At 60.4% G+C, this 18,512-nt stretch carries 13 protein-coding genes and 1 rRNA gene; 4 read left to right on the top strand and 10 right to left on the bottom strand.

Translation table 11 applies throughout. The features are described 5' to 3' along the window. The first annotated feature begins 170 nt into the window (after positions 1-170). Positions 171-286 (top strand): 5S ribosomal RNA (rrf, locus tag ACTJK7_RS06965). Positions 287-359: 73 nt separating this feature from the next. Here the strand turns inward: rrf and ACTJK7_RS06970 are convergent. The 4 genes from ACTJK7_RS06970 to ACTJK7_RS06985 form a co-directional block, all read right to left on the bottom strand. Beyond that, a complete protein-coding gene (locus ACTJK7_RS06970) occupies positions 360-1,538 on the bottom strand; it encodes a PepSY-associated TM helix domain-containing protein (protein ID WP_108558957.1) in 1,179 nt (392 codons plus the stop codon). A gap of 76 nt (positions 1,539-1,614) precedes the next feature. Further along, positions 1,615-4,116 carry a TonB-dependent siderophore receptor gene (locus tag ACTJK7_RS06975; protein ID WP_440781089.1) on the bottom strand — a complete coding sequence of 834 codons (2,502 nt, stop codon included), beginning with the start codon at positions 4,114-4,116 and terminating at the stop codon, positions 1,615-1,617. Positions 4,117-4,203: 87 nt separating this feature from the next. Beyond that, entirely contained in the window at positions 4,204-5,205 is a 1,002-nt protein-coding gene (locus ACTJK7_RS06980) for a FecR domain-containing protein (RefSeq protein WP_108558960.1), read from the bottom strand. After that, positions 5,205-5,705, bottom strand: coding sequence for a sigma-70 family RNA polymerase sigma factor (locus ACTJK7_RS06985; protein ID WP_108558962.1), 501 nt, complete (start codon positions 5,703-5,705; stop codon positions 5,205-5,207). Before ACTJK7_RS06985 ends, ACTJK7_RS06980 begins: the two co-directional genes overlap by 1 nt. 311 nt (positions 5,706-6,016) lie before the next feature. Here ACTJK7_RS06985 and ACTJK7_RS06990 point away from each other — a divergent pair, with 311 nt between their 5' ends. Continuing rightward, positions 6,017-7,897 carry a methyl-accepting chemotaxis protein gene (locus ACTJK7_RS06990; protein ID WP_011331841.1) on the top strand — a complete coding sequence of 627 codons (1,881 nt, stop codon included), beginning with the start codon at positions 6,017-6,019 and terminating at the stop codon, positions 7,895-7,897. 147 nt (positions 7,898-8,044) lie between these two features. On the opposite strand, the gene ACTJK7_RS06995 is transcribed toward ACTJK7_RS06990, so the two are convergent. The 5 genes from ACTJK7_RS06995 to ACTJK7_RS07015 all read right to left on the bottom strand — a co-directional run bounded on the left by ACTJK7_RS06995 (position 8,045) and on the right by ACTJK7_RS07015 (position 15,105). Next, on the bottom strand, positions 8,045-8,512 hold the full coding sequence (locus ACTJK7_RS06995; protein WP_085748542.1) for an SRPBCC family protein: 468 nt from the start codon (positions 8,510-8,512) through the stop codon (positions 8,045-8,047). A gap of 23 nt (positions 8,513-8,535) precedes the next feature. Then, positions 8,536-11,925 (bottom strand): amino acid adenylation domain-containing protein, encoded by a 3,390-nt coding sequence (locus tag ACTJK7_RS07000; RefSeq protein WP_440781091.1) that lies wholly within the window; start codon positions 11,923-11,925, stop codon positions 8,536-8,538. 13 nt (positions 11,926-11,938) lie between these two features. Then, positions 11,939-12,868, bottom strand: coding sequence for a diiron oxygenase (locus ACTJK7_RS07005; protein WP_108558967.1), 930 nt, complete (start codon positions 12,866-12,868; stop codon positions 11,939-11,941). Continuing rightward, on the bottom strand, positions 12,865-13,638 hold the full coding sequence (locus tag ACTJK7_RS07010) for a DUF3050 domain-containing protein (RefSeq protein WP_108558969.1): 774 nt from the start codon (positions 13,636-13,638) through the stop codon (positions 12,865-12,867). The genes ACTJK7_RS07005 and ACTJK7_RS07010 overlap by 4 nt, the downstream gene beginning before the upstream one ends. A 756-nt stretch (positions 13,639-14,394) precedes the next feature. Further along, a complete protein-coding gene (locus ACTJK7_RS07015) occupies positions 14,395-15,105 on the bottom strand; it encodes a GntR family transcriptional regulator (RefSeq protein ID WP_108558971.1) in 711 nt (236 codons plus the stop codon). A gap of 193 nt (positions 15,106-15,298) precedes the next feature. On the opposite strand from ACTJK7_RS07015, the gene lapG reads away from it, so the two are divergent. Next, positions 15,299-15,991, top strand: a complete 693-nt coding sequence (gene lapG / locus ACTJK7_RS07020) for a cysteine protease LapG (RefSeq protein WP_064382647.1) — start codon at positions 15,299-15,301, stop codon at positions 15,989-15,991. A gap of 14 nt (positions 15,992-16,005) precedes the next feature. Then, a complete protein-coding gene (gene lapD / locus ACTJK7_RS07025; RefSeq protein ID WP_064382648.1) occupies positions 16,006-17,952 on the top strand; it encodes a cyclic di-GMP receptor LapD in 1,947 nt (648 codons plus the stop codon). 162 nt (positions 17,953-18,114) lie between these two features. Here the strand turns inward: lapD and ACTJK7_RS07030 are convergent, their stop codons facing one another. Beyond that, on the bottom strand, positions 18,115-18,453 hold the full coding sequence (locus ACTJK7_RS07030; RefSeq protein ID WP_039773037.1) for a hypothetical protein: 339 nt from the start codon (positions 18,451-18,453) through the stop codon (positions 18,115-18,117). Positions 18,454-18,512 lie beyond the last annotated feature (59 nt).

Here is an 18,512-nt window from a genome sequence, read left to right on the forward strand (position 1 = left end):
TGAAACGATGCATCGCCGATGGTAGTGTGGGGTTTCCCCATGTGAGAGTAGGTCATCGTCAAGATTAAATTCCGAAACCCCAATTGCGAAAGCAGTTGGGGTTTTGTTTTAGTAGAAGTCACCGATTTTTGCCGGAACGTTACTGCGGTAACGGGCTGGTCACAGAATTTCTTGACGACCATAGAGCGTTGGAACCACCTGATCCCATCCCGAACTCAGAAGTGAAACGATGCATCGCCGATGGTAGTGTGGGGTTTCCCCATGTGAGAGTAGGTCATCGTCAAGATTGAATTCCGAAACCCCTGTCTGCTAACGCAGACAGGGGTTTTGTCGTTTCAGGGGACACCAAAAACCAGTCTTCAAACCGCTCTGCGTGCCTTGCTGCTCTGACGAGCCTGCCACTTGCGCCACCAGATGTAGACGCCAGTCCCCGACAATCCCGCAATCAGAACACCCAACATCGCGATCATCACTTGTCCGGTGAAGCCTATGATCCGCCCCCCATGTATCGGCAACTGCAACCGATAAAACCGCTCTCCCAACGTCCCTTCTCCTGCAATCTCCTGCCCCAATAATCGTCCGTCCGTACCGTGGAAGAACAACCAGGATTTGCCGTGGGCCTCCGTGTCATGCTGTCCGAACCCCGCACCGTAGAAGTTGTACTCAAAGCTGTAATACAGCTCGCCGATCGCTGCTGTCAGCCCCAACCTTTTTCCCTCCTGCTGTGCTCTTTCGTACGCCTGTTGATAACTCAATCGGGTGATCCCCAGCTCTTCGGCAGGCATTCGCCCTCGAGCTTCATACACGCTCGGTTCAATCGGGGAAAACAACGACACCACCGGTTTGAAAACCTGGCTCGGCAGGTTCATCGCCACGCTGCTGACGGCGATCGGCAGTAATAACAACCACAGCCACAAGCCCCCCGCCCGATGTAGATCGAAGTTGAGTCGATAGGCATGACCGCCCTTGATCTTCCAGGCCTTAGACCACTTCTTCCAGAACGGTTTACCCCGCGGCAACGTCAGCCAGAGGGCGATGAAGCAATCGATTACCCAGGCGATGGCCACCAACCCCATCAACAGCAAACCCCAGTTACCGGGCAGTGTCAGGTTGTAGTGAAACTCAAGAATGAACGGGACGAAATTCTCACGCTGGAAACAGCACTCGCCCCAGTAACGCTGGCCTTTCTGTTCGCCACTGACCGGGTCGAGGTAGAACACCTGATTGCGTTCTTTAAACGGTTCGCCCGTCGCCGGATCTTTACGTGGAACCGTCGCAAGCATTGCCGTGTGGCCTTCCTCGTTCGGGTATTCCATGTACCAGACTTGCAACTTCGGATGTACCGATTGCACCGTATCGACCAGCTCACCGGGCGGTAGACGTTTTCCCTCGGCCGACGCCGCGTAAAACTCCGGATTCAACCACTCATCCAGCTCATGATTGAACGCCAGAATGCTCCCGGTGATCCCGGCCAGCAGCAGAAAAACCGCCGTGGCCAACCCGATATACCGGTGCAACAAAACCAGAAACGAACGCATGGAAACTTTCCCCTCAGATACGACAAAGCCAGCCCCTGATTTCAGGGGCTGGCTTTTTTATGCACAAGACAAAGGCTTAGAACTGGTAACTAACCGTAGCGGCGACGTTGCGCTCTTCGCCCATGTAGCAGAAGTCCAGACTGGCGCAGGAGGCCACGTAGGATTCGTTGGTCAGATTGTTCGCATTCAGGCGTACGTCGACACCCTTCAGACCGACCTTGCCGAGGTCATAACCGATCGATGCGTCGAACAATGTGTAGGACGGCACCTTCATGGTGTTCTCTGCATCCGCCCAGCTATAGCCGACATAACGCACACCACCGCCCAGTCGCAGACCATCGAGTGCCGCGCTGTCGAATTTGTAGTCGGCCCACAGCGATGCCATATGTCGTGGCGCCTGGGTTGGCGAGTTGCCCTTGTTCTCGATCAAATTGGTCGGTGTGCTCAAGGTGCTGGTCATCGACTTCGAGTATTCAATGTCGGTGAAGGTGTAGCTGCCGAGGACTTTCAGGTTGTCGGTCAACTGCATGTGCGCTTCCAGTTCCAGACCCTGAGAACGGACAGCGCCTACAGCGCGATAGAAGTTTTCCTGCGGCAGTTTGGTCGCCAGGTTTTCCTGATCAATGCGGAACAACGAGGCGGTGAACAGGTTGTCAGTACCCGGCGGCTGATACTTCAAGCCCATTTCCCACTGCGTTCCATCGGTCGGTGCGAGAGGATTGCCGGCGCTGTCCGCGTAGGAATTCGGATTGAACGACTCGGAATAGCTGACGTACGGCGCGAGGCCGTTATCGAACAGATACAGTGCGCCGGCGCGACCGGTGAGCTTGGTGCGTCGATCGTTGATCTCGGTGCCGACCGGACGGCCCGCTTCGGCGATGCGGTTTTCGTCGGAGGTTTCCACCCAGTCCTGGCGCAGCCCCAGCGAGAAGCGCCACTTGTCCATCTCGATCAGGTCTTGCAGGTAAACGCCGGTCTGCTCCAGGCGCCGCAGATAGCTGGTCTCGCCGTATGGCGTAATTGCCGAATTGCCATACACCGGGTTGAACGCATTGATCGGCGCCAGGCCGCCACTGGTCCAGTCGACCACGGTTTTGCGTCGCTGGTAATCCGCCCCCATCAGCACAGTGTGCTTGGTCGCGCCGGTGAAAAATTCGGCCTGGAGCATGTTGTCGACGATGAACGCGTGCAGGCGCTCGTCACCGCCGGTGTAGTAGCGATTCAGTTCGTTGCTGGTCGGCGACGTCCAGCCATAGGCGTACACCTGATCCATGTTCACTTTGGAGTCGAGGTAGCGGAAATTCTGCCGCGCGGTGAAGACGTCGTTGAAGCGGTGTTCGAACTGGTAACCGAACGACTGCTGATCACGGGAGTAACCGTCAATGCCCGGCTCGCCTTCGAAGAAGTGCGGCGAGATGCGATTGCCGTTGCGCTGATGAATCGTGCCGTCGGCCGGCACGCCACCGTGGTAGCCGCCATCCGGGTCATGCTGCAGATACGCTTGCAGGGTCAGCGAGGTGTCTTCGCTGAAATCGATGCTGACGGTCGGTGCGAGGGCGAAGCGCTTTTCCTTGTTGTGGTCGAATTGCGTGTCGGACTGATCCGTCAAACCGATCAGACGATAGGCGATGCGCTTGTCGTCATCGACCGGTCCGCTGAAGTCAAAACCGACACCACGTTGGCCCTGAGTACCCACCGTGGCTTGTACCTGGTGATAGGCCTCGTACAGCGGCTTCTTGCTGGTCAGCGCCACCAGACCGCCCGGCGAGCTACGGCCGTAGAGTACCGACGACGGGCCCTTCAGAATATCAACGCGTTCGAGGAAAGACGGATCGACCTGCATCGTGCTGTAGGTGCCGCTGTCGCCCATCGACTTGAGGCCGTCGAGGTAAATGTTATCCACCGAACCGTCGTTGAAGCCGCGCATTGCCACGTAGTCGTAGCGGTGCGTGGCACCGTAAGGGTTGGTCAGTACGCCGGGGGTGTAACGCATGGTCTGGGACACGGTTTGCGAGCCTTGGTCATCCATTTGCTCGCGGGTGACCACGGACACACTTTGTGAGGTTTCCAGCAACGCGGTACTGGTCTTGGTGGCGATCTGGCTGTGCGTCGCGTTGTAGCCATCCATGCTGCCCAGCGCGTTGCCGAGGGCGAAGCCTTTGATGTCGGTGGTCGGCAGGGCCAGCGCTTCGGTTTCCGCGACGGTGCGCAACACATAGCTGCTGCCGTCCTGGCTGACCGCCTCCAGACCCGAACCGCCGAGCAGATGACTCAGCGCCTGATCGGTCGAATACTCGCCCTGCACGCCGGGTGATTGTCGGCCTTGAGTCTGCTGTGGGGTCATCGACAAGGTGATGCCCGCCTCACGCGCGAACTGGTTCAGCGCCTCGCCCAATGGCCCGGCGGCGATGTTGTAGCGGTGGCTGCTGACCTCGCTGGCATTGGCCGCCATGCTCAGGCTCGGCAACACGCCAACGCCCAGTACGGTAGAAAACAGCGCCGCCCGAACGGCGTGGCGCAACAGGCCGGATTCGGCAGAGAAATTCAGAGGGTTCTTACAGGTAACGCGCGCAGTCATTGTAGGTTTCCGTAGGCAGTCGCGAAGGCTGAGTTGAAGTGCTTACTGACTAAGCCGGACTTGCCACGAAAACCCGCCAAAATAATTTCAGGCCACAGACTCCAGCGTCACCCACCAACGAGTGCGGTAGCGCAATTGCACCGGCAGGGTCTGGGGCAGAATCGCCAGCAGCTTGTCGGTGTTCTCAAGACGGAACACACCGGAGAGGCGCAGATCCGCAATGTCCGACGCACAGCTCAGAAACCCCTGACGATACCGGCCGACTTCGTTGAGGAAGTCACCCAGCCGCATGTTGCGGGTCACGATCAGACCGTCGACCCAGGCACCGGCGTCCATGTCCAACGGTGGCGCCGGGCGAACTTGATGGTGATCGATCAGATAGCTCTGACCGGCGATGGCCTCTGTCGAGTTGCCGGCGGAGTGAATCGCGACCCGGCCACTGGTGACGCTCAGGCGCGTGCATCCATCTTCCTGGCGCAGAATGAATCGCGCCTTGAACGGCTCGTAACTGCCATGACGACTCTGCACCCGCAGCGGTCGCTCAATCGGCGCACCTTCATCGGCACCGCCACAGGTGACGATGATTTCGCCACGGGTCAGCCTGATCAGCCGTTGTTGCGCGGTGTAATCGAGATCCACGCTGCTGGCGGTGTTGAGTTCGATCCGCGTGCCGTCCGGCAACTGGAAGCCACGGCGTTCGCCGGTGGCGGTGGCGTAGTCGGCGCTCCACTGTTGCCAGACCGACGTGTCTTTGGCCAGCCATCCCGCCGAGCCCATCAACAGCGCGCCGGACAATAGCTTCAAGGCCTGACGTCGACCCAACCCTTTTGCACTGTTTTCCAGCGTGTTGAACGCCACCTGCGCACTGGGCACGGCGCGCAGATTGTGAGTCAGTTCGGCTTGCAGAGACTGCACCCGTTGCCATGCCAGTTCGTGATCATGGTGCTCGGCGCGCCATTGTTCGCACTGGCGATTCAGGCGCGGGTTGCCGTTGTTATTACGCAGGCGCAGGAGCCAATGGATGGCCTGTCGGACGACTTGCTGCGGTGGCTCGGCGCGTCGGCCAAGCGAGAGGTTATCCACCGGCATCAGTTTTCGTACCGCAGCACGTAGCAGTGATACAGCGCATCGGCGACGTAGCGTTCCACCGAGCGCAAGGACAGGCCCATCTGCTCGGCAATCTGCTTGTGGGTCAAACCTTCGCACTGAGCCAGCAGAAACGCCTGACGCACTTTCGGCTTCAAGCCTTCAAGCATGCGGGCAATGCCTTCGAGCAGTTCGATCACCAATGCGCGGGATTCAGCACTCGGGGTTTCGGCTTCAGGTAAATGGGCGATGGTTTCCAGATAGGCGCGTTCAATTTCTTCACGGCGCCAATGATCGATCACCAAACCCCGGGCAACCGTGCGCAAGAATGCGCGTGGTGCCTTGAGTTCCAGACGCTCGGTGCGTTGCAGCAAACGTACGAACGTGTCCTGAGCCAGATCCGCCGCATCGGCGGCATTGCCCAGTCGCGCGCGCAACCAACCGTTGAGCCAGCCGTGATGACTACTGTAAAGCGCCTGTACTGCAAACTCAGGTGAGGACATGAATGCGACAGCCCGAACGTCACAAATGATAATTAGTCGCATTGTCATCAAGGGTTACAGAATTTGCAACCGGCGCTGCAAAACAGTCATCAAAAATTGACAGGCGAACGCTCTGGCACGCCGTTCGGCGGGAATCTGGCAGAAATTTCGTCCATTTCCCACAAAGCCCTAAGTTTTCTCCTAAGCGTGCCGACAGACTGGTGAGACATGCGTGCACCAAAGTAGAGCAGTCGTCAGAACGCTGCCTGCGCTGTACATGGAATGTTGCATCCGGAACGCATCCCCACTTTTCGCATAAGAAGTCCCATGAAATGAATCTCAAGTTCAGCCATAAAATCCTGCTGGCCGCCTCGGGCGTTGTGGTCCTGGCGTTCGCGCTGTTCACTTTGTACAACGACTATCTGCAGCGAAATACGATTCGCCAGAACCTCCAGTCCTCCGTTCAACAGGCCGGCGACCTGACCGCGAGCAGTGTGCAGAACTGGATGAGCGGGCGGATTCTGGTACTGGAAAACCTCGCACAAAACGTCGCTCATCAAGGCAAGAACGCCGACTTCCCGGGCCTGGTCGATCAACCGGCCTTCACCTCGAACTTCCAGTTCACCTACGTCGGCCAGGCCAACGGTGTGTTCACCCAGCGCCCTGACGCGAAGATGCCGGATGGCTACGACCCGCGTCAGCGCCCGTGGTACAAGCAGGCCGTGGCCGCTGACCAGACCATGCTGACCCCGCCATACATGGCTGCCGTTGGCGGTCTGGTGGTGACCATCGCCATGCCGGTGAAAAAGAACGGCGAACTGCTCGGCGTAGTGGGCGGTGACCTGAGCCTGGAAACCCTGGTAAAGATCATCAACTCGGTGGACTTCGGTGGCCTGGGCCACGCGTTCCTGGTCAGCGGTGACGGTCAGGTGATCGTCAGCCCGGACAAAGACCAGGTGATGAAGAACCTCAAGGACATCTACCCGAACGCCGGTGTGCGCATCGAGAAGGGCAATCAGAACGTGGTGCTCAACGGCCAGGAACGCATCCTGTCGTTCACCCCGGTTGCCGGTCTGCCGAATGCCGAGTGGTACATCGGTCTGTCGATCGACCGCGACAAGGCCTACGCCGCACTCAGCCAGTTCCGTACCTCGGCAGTGATTGCGATGTTCGTCGCGGTGGGCGCGATTGCGGTGTTCCTGAGCCTGCTGATCACCGTACTGATGCGTCCGCTGATCACCATGGGCCGCGCGATGCAGGACATCGCCCAGGGTGAAGGTGACCTGACCCGTCGTCTGGTCGTGGAAAGCAAGGACGAGTTCGGCGAGCTGGGCAGTTCGTTCAACCAGTTCGTGGAGCGGATTCACGCGTCCATTTCCGAAGTGTCTTCCGCGACTCGCCACGTACACGACCTGTCGCAACGGGTGATGGCATCGTCCAACGCCTCGATCATCGGCTCCGACGAGCAAAGTGCACGCACCAACAGCGTGGCTGCGGCGATCAATCAACTGGGTGCCGCCACTCAGGAAATCGCCCGCAACGCCGCCGATGCTTCGCAACACGCCAGTGGCGCGAGCGAGCAGGCCGATGACGGTCGTCAGGTGGTCGAGCAGACGATTCAGGCCATGACCGAGCTGTCGCAGAAGATCAGCCTGTCGTGCACCCAGATCGAAACCCTGAATGCCAGCACCGACAACATCGGCCACATTCTCGACGTGATCAAAGGCATCTCCCAACAGACCAACCTGCTGGCGCTCAACGCAGCCATCGAAGCGGCCCGTGCCGGTGAAGCCGGACGCGGTTTTGCGGTGGTGGCGGACGAGGTGCGTAACCTCGCTCACCGTACTCAGGAATCGGCGGAAGAGATCCACAAGATGATCACTTCGCTGCAGGTCGGCTCCCGCGAAGCGGTGACCACCATGAACGCCAGTCAGGCGTCCAGCGAGGAAACCGTTGAAGTGGCGAACCAGGCCGGTCTGCGTCTGGTCAGCGTGACCCAGCGCATCGGCGAAATCGATGGCATGAACCAGTCGGTGGCAGCGGCCACAGAAGAACAGACTGCGGTGGTGGAAACCCTCAACGTCGACGTCAACCAGATCAACCTGCTGAACCAGCAGAGCGTGGCCAACCTCAATGAAACGTTGAAGGATTGCGATGCGTTGTCGCAGCAGGCCAACCGTTTGAAACAGCTGGTCGACAGCTTCAAGATCTGACATCAAGTCAGACCGCGTTATCGTTCATCGCGGGCAAGCCCGCTCCCACAGGATTTCCGGCGCACACAACATTTGTGACCGATCGGGAACCTGTGGGAGCTGGCTTGCCAGCGATAGCGGTGGGTCAATCACCGCAGAACTGAAACCTTACACAAACAGCTTCAGCACATTGCCCATCGCATCATCGGCAAAGCCCTGCACGAAATCCTTGAACCCCGGCAGTGCCTCGGGCCCACCGCTGGCCGGCTCGGCAATGATCGTCCAGGTCGCCCGCGACTTGCCCGCGCCCAGCGATTCCACATTCATCGCCGCCCACAGATTGGCCACGCCCAGCGTGTTGTAGATCGTGGTCCAGGTCATGCTCAGCGCCTGGTCATCCCGGGAGTTGAGTTGCTCGACCACGACGTTGCCATCCTTGAAGAACTTCTTGCGCAGCGAAGACACGCCTTCGCCGGTCATTTCGATGTGCGAAAGCGCTGGAATGAAACGGTCGAAGCCGTCGAATTTGCCGACCACTGCCCACACCTGTTTGGCGTCCACCGGTACTTCCACCGAAGACACGACGTGGCAGCCGTGAGGGTTTTTGATCAGGGTGTCGGGTTGAAGATTGCTCATGGTGTTGCTCCTTGGTTGATGAGTCAGATGAAGTTGATTTCTTTCAGGTAGTCGCAGCCGCGACGCAGCAGCGCCGGGGATTTTTCCGGGTAGTGCGCGCCCATTTGCTGCACGCCGGCCTGGGCGTTGGCGTGGCCGATCAGGGAGATGTCGCCGATGTCTTCCTCGAAGCCGTTGAGGTAGAAACCGAGCACGCCGAACAGCGCGTTGTCGGCATCGACCCGGCCCAGTTGCTGTTGCCAGTCGGCGACGCTGACCAGCGAAAACTCGCTGCCGGTTTCGCGGAACGACGCGACGTAGGCATCCCAGCTCAGGGGCTCCGGGTTATGCAGGTTGAACACCGCCCGTTCGGCCGAATAACGGCTGGCGTGGAAGGCGATGAAACGGGCGAGAAAATCCACCGGCATCAGGTCGAAATTCAGCGCGAAGGCCGGCACCTGACCGAGCTGGATCGAGCCCTTGAGCATCAGCATCAAACGGTTCTTGTGCGGCTGGCAGACGCCGCTGAGGCTGTTGAAACTAATGTTGCCGGGCCGGTACAGATTGACCCGCACCCCACGCTCCCGCGCCCGTTCGAGGATGCGCTCGCCGACCCATTTCGACAGGTTGTAGCCGTTGCGGATGTAGATCGGCGGCGTCGGTGCGGCGGGCAGTTCCAGCACCCGGCCTGCTTCGTCGACGGTGCTGGAGGCCGACAGCGTCGAGACGAAATTGAACACCTTCTTGCTGCGCCCTTCGCACAGCCGCAGCAGTTCGAAAATCGGCTCGACGTTGTCCGCCGCCAACGTCTCGTAATCGAGCACGTGATTGACGTTGGCAGCGTTGTGCACCAGCGCGCCGAACTCGCGATCCAGTCGCTCGAAATCGTCATCGGCCAAGCCCAGTTGCGGCCGGCTGATGTCCGCCGAATAGACCCGCACCCGGCTCAGGTCCAGATGCTCCAGCCGGTTCTCTCGCAGCGCTTGGGCAAAGCGCTGCGCCGCGGTTTGCCCGCCGCCGTCGCGCACCAGACACGCCACTTCGCTGGCGCCCCATCCCAGCAGCGCCTCGACGATGTGCACGCCGACAAAACTGTTGGCGCCGGTGACGATCACCTTGTGCACATCGCCCATGCGGCTGATCGGCAATGGCTCGATGTCCAGCGCTCGCTCGGCGTCGGCCATCGCCTGGGCGCTGAGCACCGCGCTGTCATCGGTGCCGCGCACCAGGGTGGCGAGCTTGGTGATGGTCGGCAGTTCGATGAAGCGGTTGATCGAAATGCTGCGACCGAATTCCTCCCGCAGACGCAGGAGCATGCGCGACAGCAGAATCGAGTGCCCGCCGAGATTGAAGAAGCTTTCGTCGGTGGAAATGTCGCTGGCCGGCAACTCCAGCAACTCACCCCAGATCTCCAGCAGCAGCGCTTCGTCGGCGTTGGCCGGCAGGCATTTGGGGCCGCTGTCCTGCACGCTGACCGGCAGCTCCAGCAAGGCCTTGCGGTCGACTTTGCCATTGGCGGCGAACGGCATGTTCGGCAGTTCCGTCCATGCCACCGGTTGCATGTAGTCGGGTAAAAACTGCTGCGCGTGAGCTTTCAAAGACTCCCGCGCGGCATCCGATTGCGGCTGGGCAAGGAACGCCAGAATTCGCCGCTGACTGTCGATCACCACGGCGATTTGCCGATACAGCTGACTCTCGCGCAGGCACCGCTCGATCTCTTCCGGCTCGACTCGGAAACCGCGGATCTTCACCTGATTGTCGCGGCGTCCGCACAGCTCGATGCCGTCTTCGCCCCACTTGGCCATGTCGCCGCTGCGGTAGGCGCGCAGACGCTGGCCGTCCGGCAGCTCCAGGTGCAGATAGCGCTCCGCCGTCTGCTGCGGATTGTTCAGGTAACCCAGGCACACGCCCGGGCCGACGATGAACAGCTCGCCCACCGTTTGCTCCGGCACCGGTTGCAAGTCGTCATCGAGGATCAGCACCTGACTGTTGGCAATCGGCCCGCCGAGGGTGCGATTGCTGTCGCCCGGTTGCAGTTGCCGCGCGGTGATCAGCACCGTGGCTTCGGTGGGGCCGTAGAGGTTGTGCAGCTTGCCCTGGCGCGTCAGCTGCTCGATCACGAACGGCTCGCAGACGTCGCCGCCGGTCATGATCTGCCCGACGCTTTGCAGTTGTTCCAGCGGCAGGATGCTCAACAGCGCCGGCGGCAGGAACGCGTGGGTCAGTTGCCGACGGCGAATCAGCGCCACCAGTTGCAGCGGATCGCGGCGCTGGTTGTCGTCGGGCACCACCAGTTCCGCGCCTTCGAGCAAGGTCGGGAAAATGTCGATCAGCGACGAGTCAAAACTCAGCGACGAGAACTGCAGCACCCGGCTCTCGGCGCGCAACTGCACGTACTCGGCGTACCACGCGGTGAAGTGGGCCAGGTTCGCCTGACTCAGCAGCACACCCTTCGGGTGCCCGGTAGTGCCCGAGGTGTAGAGCGCCATGCACGGCGCGTCGAGTCTGGGCCGGCGAAGCATCAACGGTTGCGACAGATCGGCGTCAGTACGGTCGATGCGGCAGACATCCAGCCCCGGCATCGAACCGCTCAGCGGGTGTTCGCCGTCGTGCAGCAACAACACCGCTCCGGCGTTTTCCAGAATGTACTGCTGGCGCTGAAGCGGATGGCTCGGCTCCAGCGGCAAATACACCGCGCCGCTGCCGAGAATCGCCAGGATCGAAGCAAACAGCGCATCGCATTTCGGCAGGCAAATCCCCACCACCCACGGTTGCGGTTGTGCCTCCAGCATTGCCAGCAACCGTTGCTGGATTGCACGGCTGTGATCATGCAACTGGCGGTAGCTGATCGACTGCTCGGCGAGGTGCAGTGCCGGGCGCTCCGCATGCTTGATCAGGCTCTGTTGCAGTCGCTCGATCACGGGACTCTGCGCCTGTTGCAACAATCCCGGATTGGCCGTGGCATTAAGGCGATGGACGTAAGCCAGGCCGTCGAGAAACAGCAGATTTTCCACCTGCTCGAAGTCCGGCGCACGGGCCGCTGTCGCGTGCTGGAAATACTCGGCATCGCGGGAAAAACGACTGACCAGCAGCGCCACTTCGTCCACCACCTGCGCCAGTGTTCGCAGGCGCAGCGCCTGACCGTTGCCGGACGGTTCGTCGGCGATGGGCACGCGGCTCAGCAGTGTCGTGTTGCACAGGCACAGCAGATCAAGCACCGGCAAACCGCCGACGCCCGTTGCGCCGATACCCAGACGCAAGTTCAGGTGCGGTGTCGGGCCGTGATCCTGCGGCGCAAGACTGCCGTCATCGATCACCAGGTCCACCGACACAGCAATCTCTGTCAGCAATGAATGACCGTGTTGTTCGAGCTCCTGCGCCAGGTCGGTCAAGGCCTGGCTGCGGCCCCTCAGCAAAATGTCGAGACGTCTCATGTCAGCCTCCTTGTCAAACCAGGTAGTCGCGCAGGGCGTGCTGCACGCACGGTGTGTCGAGCAGCGAACTGTTGTGAAAAAACCGCACGATGTTGCCCACCAGCGGGTGGTGGCGATTGATCGGGAAGGCCAGCCCGGCCATCTCGTCTTTCAGTGCGCAGCGGGTTGCGTCGTTGACCGGCAGGGCGTCGATCAGGCGCAGGTCGAAAGACTTCTGGATGTCGTTGGTCAGGTAATGGCCGATGAACACCGGCAGGATCTGCGCGATGCATTCGCGATCCGCATCGTTCGCGGTGTGCCAGTAGATGCGCACCATCCGCGCCCAGAAACTCGAGTGACGACCCTCGTCGAGCAAGTGATCAGCCATCAAGCCCTTGATCGACGGCTTGACCGTGTCGTCCCGGGCGAACGCCGCGACGTCGCCAGTCACGGTGTTCTCGGCGATGGCCACGCAGATCAGTTCCACGGCGCTGCGCAGGTGTGGCGGAGCCAGTTCGACGGCGGCCGGAATCGCCCGGCTCAGTTCGATTTCATTCGGCAACTCGATCGGCTCGATGCCGGTCATGGCCACCGTCTGTTGCATGAAATCCATCGCCACCAGCGCGTGGTAATCCTCGTCCACCACCACGGTCATGGCGTCGTAACGACAGGCGAACGGGAAGGGCACGGCGAAGCGGTTCTTGGCGATGCTGCGGGCGGTTTTGTCGACGATTTCGGTCTCGAAAATCACCACGTCGTTGATGAATTTGTACAGCGTCTGCACCAGGGCGAAATCACGCTGCTGCGGGCATTCGCGCAGGAAGGTTTCGCTGAGCACCAACGGCTGGCGGCTGAGCGGATAGATCAGCCGCGCATCGTCCTCCAGCACGCGGCGCGGCCGGGTGCGGATGGTCGCGCGGCTTTCCCAGGCATCGGCGAAAGACTGATAGTCGGCGGCATTCATTGGGCCACCTCCGCCAGCGGTTCGCGCATGCTCAGGCGCAAGCCGTCCCACAGGGCGATGCGGCTTTCCACGGCGGCGATGGCGCTGGCGTAGACCTCGGCTTCGCGCTGCGGATCGCCGTCCACCAGTCGGTCCAGCAGTTGCTCTGCGGCAGGGCCGTGGTCTTCGGAGTCGACTTCGATGTGTCGCTCCAGGTAGTAGCGGAAGGTCGGCGCCTGTTCGACGCCGATGCCCCAGGCATCGAGCATGCGCTGGAACATGGTCGGGATCACGCTCTCGCGGCCGTGCAGGAATGCGGCAGCCACGCTGTGCCCCGGCGCATGCAGTGCGGTTTGCAGCGTGTCACGGACGAACCGCGCAGCGGCCGGGTCGACCTCGATGCTTTGCAGGGCGACGTCGTAACTTACGCCTTCCTGTTGCAGCGTCACGAAGCGCTCCACCGCCGTCGTGTCCGCACCGACTTCGCGCATCGCATCGAGGTACAGTTCGAAGTGACTGTAATGCCCGTGTGACAGCCGATCGTCAGATTCTTCCCCGAGCACGATTTCGTTGATCAGTCGTGCGGCGTGCGGATCCCGTGGTGGCAACCACGGCAGACGGGTGCAGGTCAGTTCCTGCTGCAGACGCTTGGTCAGTGACATGAAGTCCCAGACGGCAAATACATGGGACTCCATGAACCGGCGCAATGTCGCCAATGAATCGATTTCAGAGAAGATTGGATGAACGCTAAGTTCGGCTTTCTTGAGTGTAAGTTGCTCTTTGGTTGGCATGGTTGCGAGACTCTGGCTAATAGGGAAATAGGGATTTCTCAACCATTTGCTAACTACGGTGAACAAGTTTCTCCAGGCGAACGACAGCCTCATTCGGATTCGATGAAAACAGGCAATGTCTGAAGGGCCCGGGACAGCGGAGGACGGTAAAAGCCGTCACAAACGAGGCCGTACTGCAAGGTTGTGCCGGGTTGGTGATTTCGGATCCAAACTCGACGAAGAAAAACTAATACATCGCAAAACAACTTAACAAGTTTATTTTTATTTATTTTTAGTTGGCTGTTTTTGAAGTATGAGTGGGGCTGATAAAACTTATAAGTTAAGTTTTATTTGGGCGTAGTTGCTCCTTTCGGCGTTTAATGGCCAAAATTGAACGACAAGAGTGAATGCCTCACTCGAAGCAACTTTCAAGTTAAGTAATCGAATTGATATGAGGGGATGAAGTCGGGCTGTAAGAACGCCGTTTCTTCCTGTTCCCGTGACAAGGCTCCTTCCGTAGGTTCCTGGTGCGGGGACTGCTGCCGGGGCGGCGCGTCCCCGTTCTATATTGGGTTGGCGATTCAAGGGTGCGCGTAAATCGGCGCCGCGGCTATCGTCGAAAATGACTTCCTTGCGGTGCAAATTCCGGGCTGTTCAAAGCAGAAGGGAGGTTAGAGCGCAGGCGTCGATGTGCCACGGCAAATGACCGCGAGCGGAGGGGGGATTTGTAAGCGGGTTATTCGCCGGGTGAGTGGAGGCTCACCCGGGAGGGAGGATTCAGTGCGCCGCTTTGCGGCTTTGGCCGGCGGAGCTGGCGAGGTAACGGGTGATGACCTCGACACCGCGGTTGAGGTGCTGCTCCAGCAGTGTCACGGCGTGCGCGGTGTCACGCTCTTTCACCGCCTGCAACAGCGCGCGGTGATCGTCCTGGGAGAGTTTGCCCAGGCCCATGGCCTCGAGGTTGAAGCGCAGGAAGCGTTCTTCTTCATTCAGGCCGTCTTCCACCAGTCGCAACAGCCGGCCATTGGGCGCCTTGCTGTAGAGCGCCATGTGGAACAGACGGTTTAGCCGACCGATTTCGGTGTAGTCGTGTTCGTTTTCCAGCTCTTCGATGAAGCTGGCGGCGCGTTCGTGGTCGGCCTGGGTCAGCAGCGGGATCGACTGGCGCAGCGCTTCGGACTCCAGCAGGATGCGCAGCTCGTAGGTTTCCGTTGCATCGCCCTGGATCAACGGCGCGACCACGGCGCCCTTATGGGCAGTCACATTCAGCAAGCCTTGGGCCTCGAGTTGACGCAAGGCTTCGCGCACCGGCATGCGGCTGACACCGAACAGGTCGGCCAGATCCTGCTGGCGCACGGCGGTGCCGCAGGGCAGGCGCCCGTCGAGAATCGCGGCGCGCAGGGTTTCTTCAATGACCGAGCGCGCCAGATGCGCGGGAATCGGGCCGTCGACTTTGATGCTGTGGAGTGGCTTGGGCTTCTGGGTCACAACTGCACACCCTATGACTGCGGATTTGGATCCAAAGGACACTAGTGATTGCTCTACAGGTTGTCAAACCGTGTAGAAGAACCCTGTCACATCTGAAGTTTAGCGCGCCAGCGATGATCTCAGGATGCCATTGTTTTTTGCTGGGCTAACCTTCACCATCAAGCGCTTTCCTCTCTACCCTGGATGCCTTGCATTGGCGGTACGTTTCGCGATCCCACGGATTGCGCGCTGGCTTGCCGGCGCGCTGCTGCTGGCCGGCATCATGCTGGGCGGCCTGCATGCCGATTGGGATTTTTCCGCGATCAGCCGCAAAGCCACGGCGCTATACGGGCCGTTGGGCGCCGGGCAACAGCGGATCGACGCCTGGCAGAATCTGCTGGCTACGCAGAAGCAGGTCAGCGAGATGGAAAAGCTCAAGGTGGTCAACCTGTTTTTCAACAAACAGATGCGCTACGTCGAAGACATCGATCTGTGGCACGAGGTCGATTATTGGGAAACCCCCATCGAAGCCTTGTGGAAAGGCGCCGGCGACTGCGAAGACTATGCGATCGCCAAGTATTTCAGCCTGCGCCACCTTGGTGTGGCCAGTGACAAGTTGCGCATCACCTACGTAAAAGCGCTGCGCCAGAACCGCGCGCACATGGTCCTGACTTACTATTCCAGCCCTGACGCCATGCCGCTGGTGCTCGACAGCCTGATCGACCCGATCAAGCCGGCCGCCGAGCGGACCGATTTGCTGCCGGTCTACTCTTTCAATGCCGAAGGGCTGTACCTGCCGGGCGCCAAGGGCAACAAGAAGGTCGGTGACACCAAACGCCTGTCACGCTGGCAGGATGTGTTGAAGAAAATGCAGGCCGAAGGATTCCCGGTCGAGACGACTAACTAGGAGCACGCGCTCAGATGTCTTTGTTCAAACAGCTGTTGATCGCTATCTGTCTGTTCCTGGTGGTCGCCTTCACCGGCAGCTTCATGGTCAGTCTGGAGAGCTCGCGCACCCAGTACGTCAACCAGTTGCGCTCCCACGCCCAGGATGCGGCCACGGCGCTGGCGCTGTCGTTGACGCCGAACATCGATGACCCGGCGATGGTCGAGCTGCTGGTCAGCTCAATCTTCGACAGCGGTTATTACTCGAGCATCCGCGTGGTCGATCTGAAGACCGACCAGACCATCGTCGAGCGCAACGGCATTCCGGCGGTCACCAACGTGCCCGACTGGTTCGTCAAACTGATCGGCCTGGAGCCGGCCGGTGGCGATGCGCTGGTCAGCCGTGGCTGGGAGCAGGCGGCGCGGGTCGAGGTGGTCAGCCATCCGATGTTCGCCCTGGCCAAGCTCTGGCAGAGCGCACTCGGCAGCCTTGGCTGGCTGCTGGTCTGCGGCGCGGTGAGTGCGGTGCTGGGCGCGTTGTTGTTGCGTCGGCAATTGAAGCCGTTGGATTACATGGTCAAGCAATCCCACGCCATCGCCCGTCGTGAGTTCCTCAGCCTGCCGGATCTGCCGCGCACGCCTGAATTGCGCCGCGTAGTGCTGGCGATGAACCAGATGGTCGAGAAGCTCAAGGCACTGTTTCAGGAGCAGGCCGAGCGCAGTGAAAAACTGCGCACCGAGTCCTATCAGGACAACCTCACGGGGTTGGCCAACCGGCGTTATTTCGAGATGCAACTGAATGCGCGGGTGAGCAATCCGGAGCAGGCCAGTTCCGGTTATCTGCTGCTGTTGCGGGTCAAGGATCTGGCTGGTCTGAACCAGCGCCTTGGTGGTCAGCGCACCGATGAATTGTTGAAAGCGGTCGGCGAGCAGCTGTCCCGCGAGTGCGCCAAATACCCGGAAACCCAGAACCTCGTCACCCGTATCCGTGGTGGTGAATTCGCCGTGCTGGCGCCGGGGCTGACCCGCGAAGAGGCGCTGCAACTGGCGCAGAATCTCGACAGCGCCCTGAGCAGCCTGCACGCGACAGGTGCCACCGACGTGGCCGCCGTGGCTTCTATCGGCCTGGCACCGTTCGCTCACGGCGATTCGCCGCAAGCGGTCCTCAGCCTCGGCGATCAGGCGCTGGCCCAGGCCGAAGGGCAGGGCGAGCAGAACTGGGCGTGCCTCGATCAGAGCCTGGTGGCAGACGTCGGTGACGATCACCACGCCTGGCATCGCTTGCTCGATCAGGCGCTGAACCAGCGGCGTTTCGAGCTGTTCTTCCAGCCGGTGGTGGCGGCGCAGGACACGCAACTGGTGCTGCATTACAAAGTGCTGTCGCGCTTGCTCGACGAGCAGGGACAGACCATTCCCGCCGGGCGCTTCCTGCCGTGGCTGGAGCGCTTCGGCTGGACCGCGCGACTGGATCGGTTGATGCTCGAGCGGGTGCTGGAGCAGATGGCCGGACATGAAGAATCGCTGGCGCTGAACCTGTCCTCGGCGACCCTGGCCGATCCGCAGGCGTTGAACAAAGTGTTCGAGATTCTGCGGGCGCATTCCAACCTCGGTGCGCGCCTGACCCTGGAAATCGGCGAGGAACAATTGCCGGAGCAAGCGGTGCTGGAACAGCTGACCCGGCGCCTGCGCGAGCTCGGTTTCTCCCTGAGCCTGCAGCGTTTCGGCGGGCGCTTCAGCATGATCGGCAACCTGGCGCGGCTGGGGCTGGCGTACCTGAAGATCGACGGCAGCTACATCCGGGCGATCGATCAGGAAAGCGACAAGCGCCTGTTCATCGAAGCGATCCAGCGTGCGGCGCACAGCATCGATCTGCCGTTGATTGCCGAGCGGGTCGAGACGGAAGGGGAATTGTCGGTGATTCGCGAGATGGGGTTGTATGGGGTTCAGGGGCAGTTGTTCGGTGAGCCCAAACCCTGGAAATAATGCAGCGCCAAACTGATCGTTCCCACGCTCCGCGTGGGAATGCATAAAGGGACGCTCCGCGTTCCAGTCACACCGTCGGTGTCGCGTCAGACACCGATATGACGCGGAGCGTCACGGGCGGCATTCCCACGCAGAGCGTGGGAACGATCGACTGTAGGCAAATCAGATCAACCCGCCCTCATCCTCATCAATCAACTGGCTCAACCCGCCCAGCGCTTCCCGCGCCTGGGTCCGGTCCATCAACTTGGCCTGGGCCGCCGGAGGCAAGTCGGTGACGCGGATCACGCCTTTCTGGGTCAGTACCTGAATCAGGTCGTCGAGTACCCGGATCATTTCCAGGTCGCTCTGCTTGAGCTGTTTGAGGCTGTTCTCCACGGCCTCGTTGGCGTACCAGGCCTGGATTTCATGGTGGTCGGCCGGCAGCGTTTCCGTGGCCTCGGCGTAGGCCGCAGCTTCCACGCGAATCAACTGACCCTGCGCATCGCGTTGCACGTAAAACATTGAGCATCCCTCGGAAATGGACCAGCGTCATGCTGTCAGCAGCATAGCCAACTGCACGC

It is taken from the genome of Pseudomonas sp. 22085 (assembly GCF_052045815.1).
GTDB classification, from domain to species: Bacteria; Pseudomonadota; Gammaproteobacteria; order Pseudomonadales; family Pseudomonadaceae; genus Aquipseudomonas; species Aquipseudomonas glycinae.

Bases quoted from the DNA above. Each gene is read 5' to 3' on its own strand.
- ACTJK7_RS06995 (WP_085748542.1), bottom strand. From the start codon at position 8,512: ATGAGCAATCTTCAACCCGACACCCTGATCAAAAACCCTCACGGCTGC.
- ACTJK7_RS06975 (WP_440781089.1), bottom strand. From the start codon at position 4,116: ATGACTGCGCGCGTTACCTGTAAGAACCCTCTGAATTTCTCTGCCGAA.
- ACTJK7_RS07010 (WP_108558969.1), bottom strand. From the start codon at position 13,638: ATGCCAACCAAAGAGCAACTTACACTCAAGAAAGCCGAACTTAGCGTT.
- ACTJK7_RS07030 (WP_039773037.1), bottom strand. From the start codon at position 18,453: ATGTTTTACGTGCAACGCGATGCGCAGGGTCAGTTGATTCGCGTGGAA.
- ACTJK7_RS07005 (WP_108558967.1), bottom strand. From the start codon at position 12,868: ATGAATGCCGCCGACTATCAGTCTTTCGCCGATGCCTGGGAAAGCCGC.
- ACTJK7_RS06990 (WP_011331841.1), top strand. From the start codon at position 6,017: ATGAATCTCAAGTTCAGCCATAAAATCCTGCTGGCCGCCTCGGGCGTT.
- ACTJK7_RS06985 (WP_108558962.1), bottom strand. From the start codon at position 5,705: ATGTCCTCACCTGAGTTTGCAGTACAGGCGCTTTACAGTAGTCATCAC.
- ACTJK7_RS07000 (WP_440781091.1), bottom strand. From the start codon at position 11,925: ATGAGACGTCTCGACATTTTGCTGAGGGGCCGCAGCCAGGCCTTGACC.
- ACTJK7_RS06970 (WP_108558957.1), bottom strand. From the start codon at position 1,538: ATGCGTTCGTTTCTGGTTTTGTTGCACCGGTATATCGGGTTGGCCACG.
- ACTJK7_RS06980 (WP_108558960.1), bottom strand. From the start codon at position 5,205: ATGCCGGTGGATAACCTCTCGCTTGGCCGACGCGCCGAGCCACCGCAG.
- lapD (WP_064382648.1), top strand. From the start codon at position 16,006: ATGTCTTTGTTCAAACAGCTGTTGATCGCTATCTGTCTGTTCCTGGTG.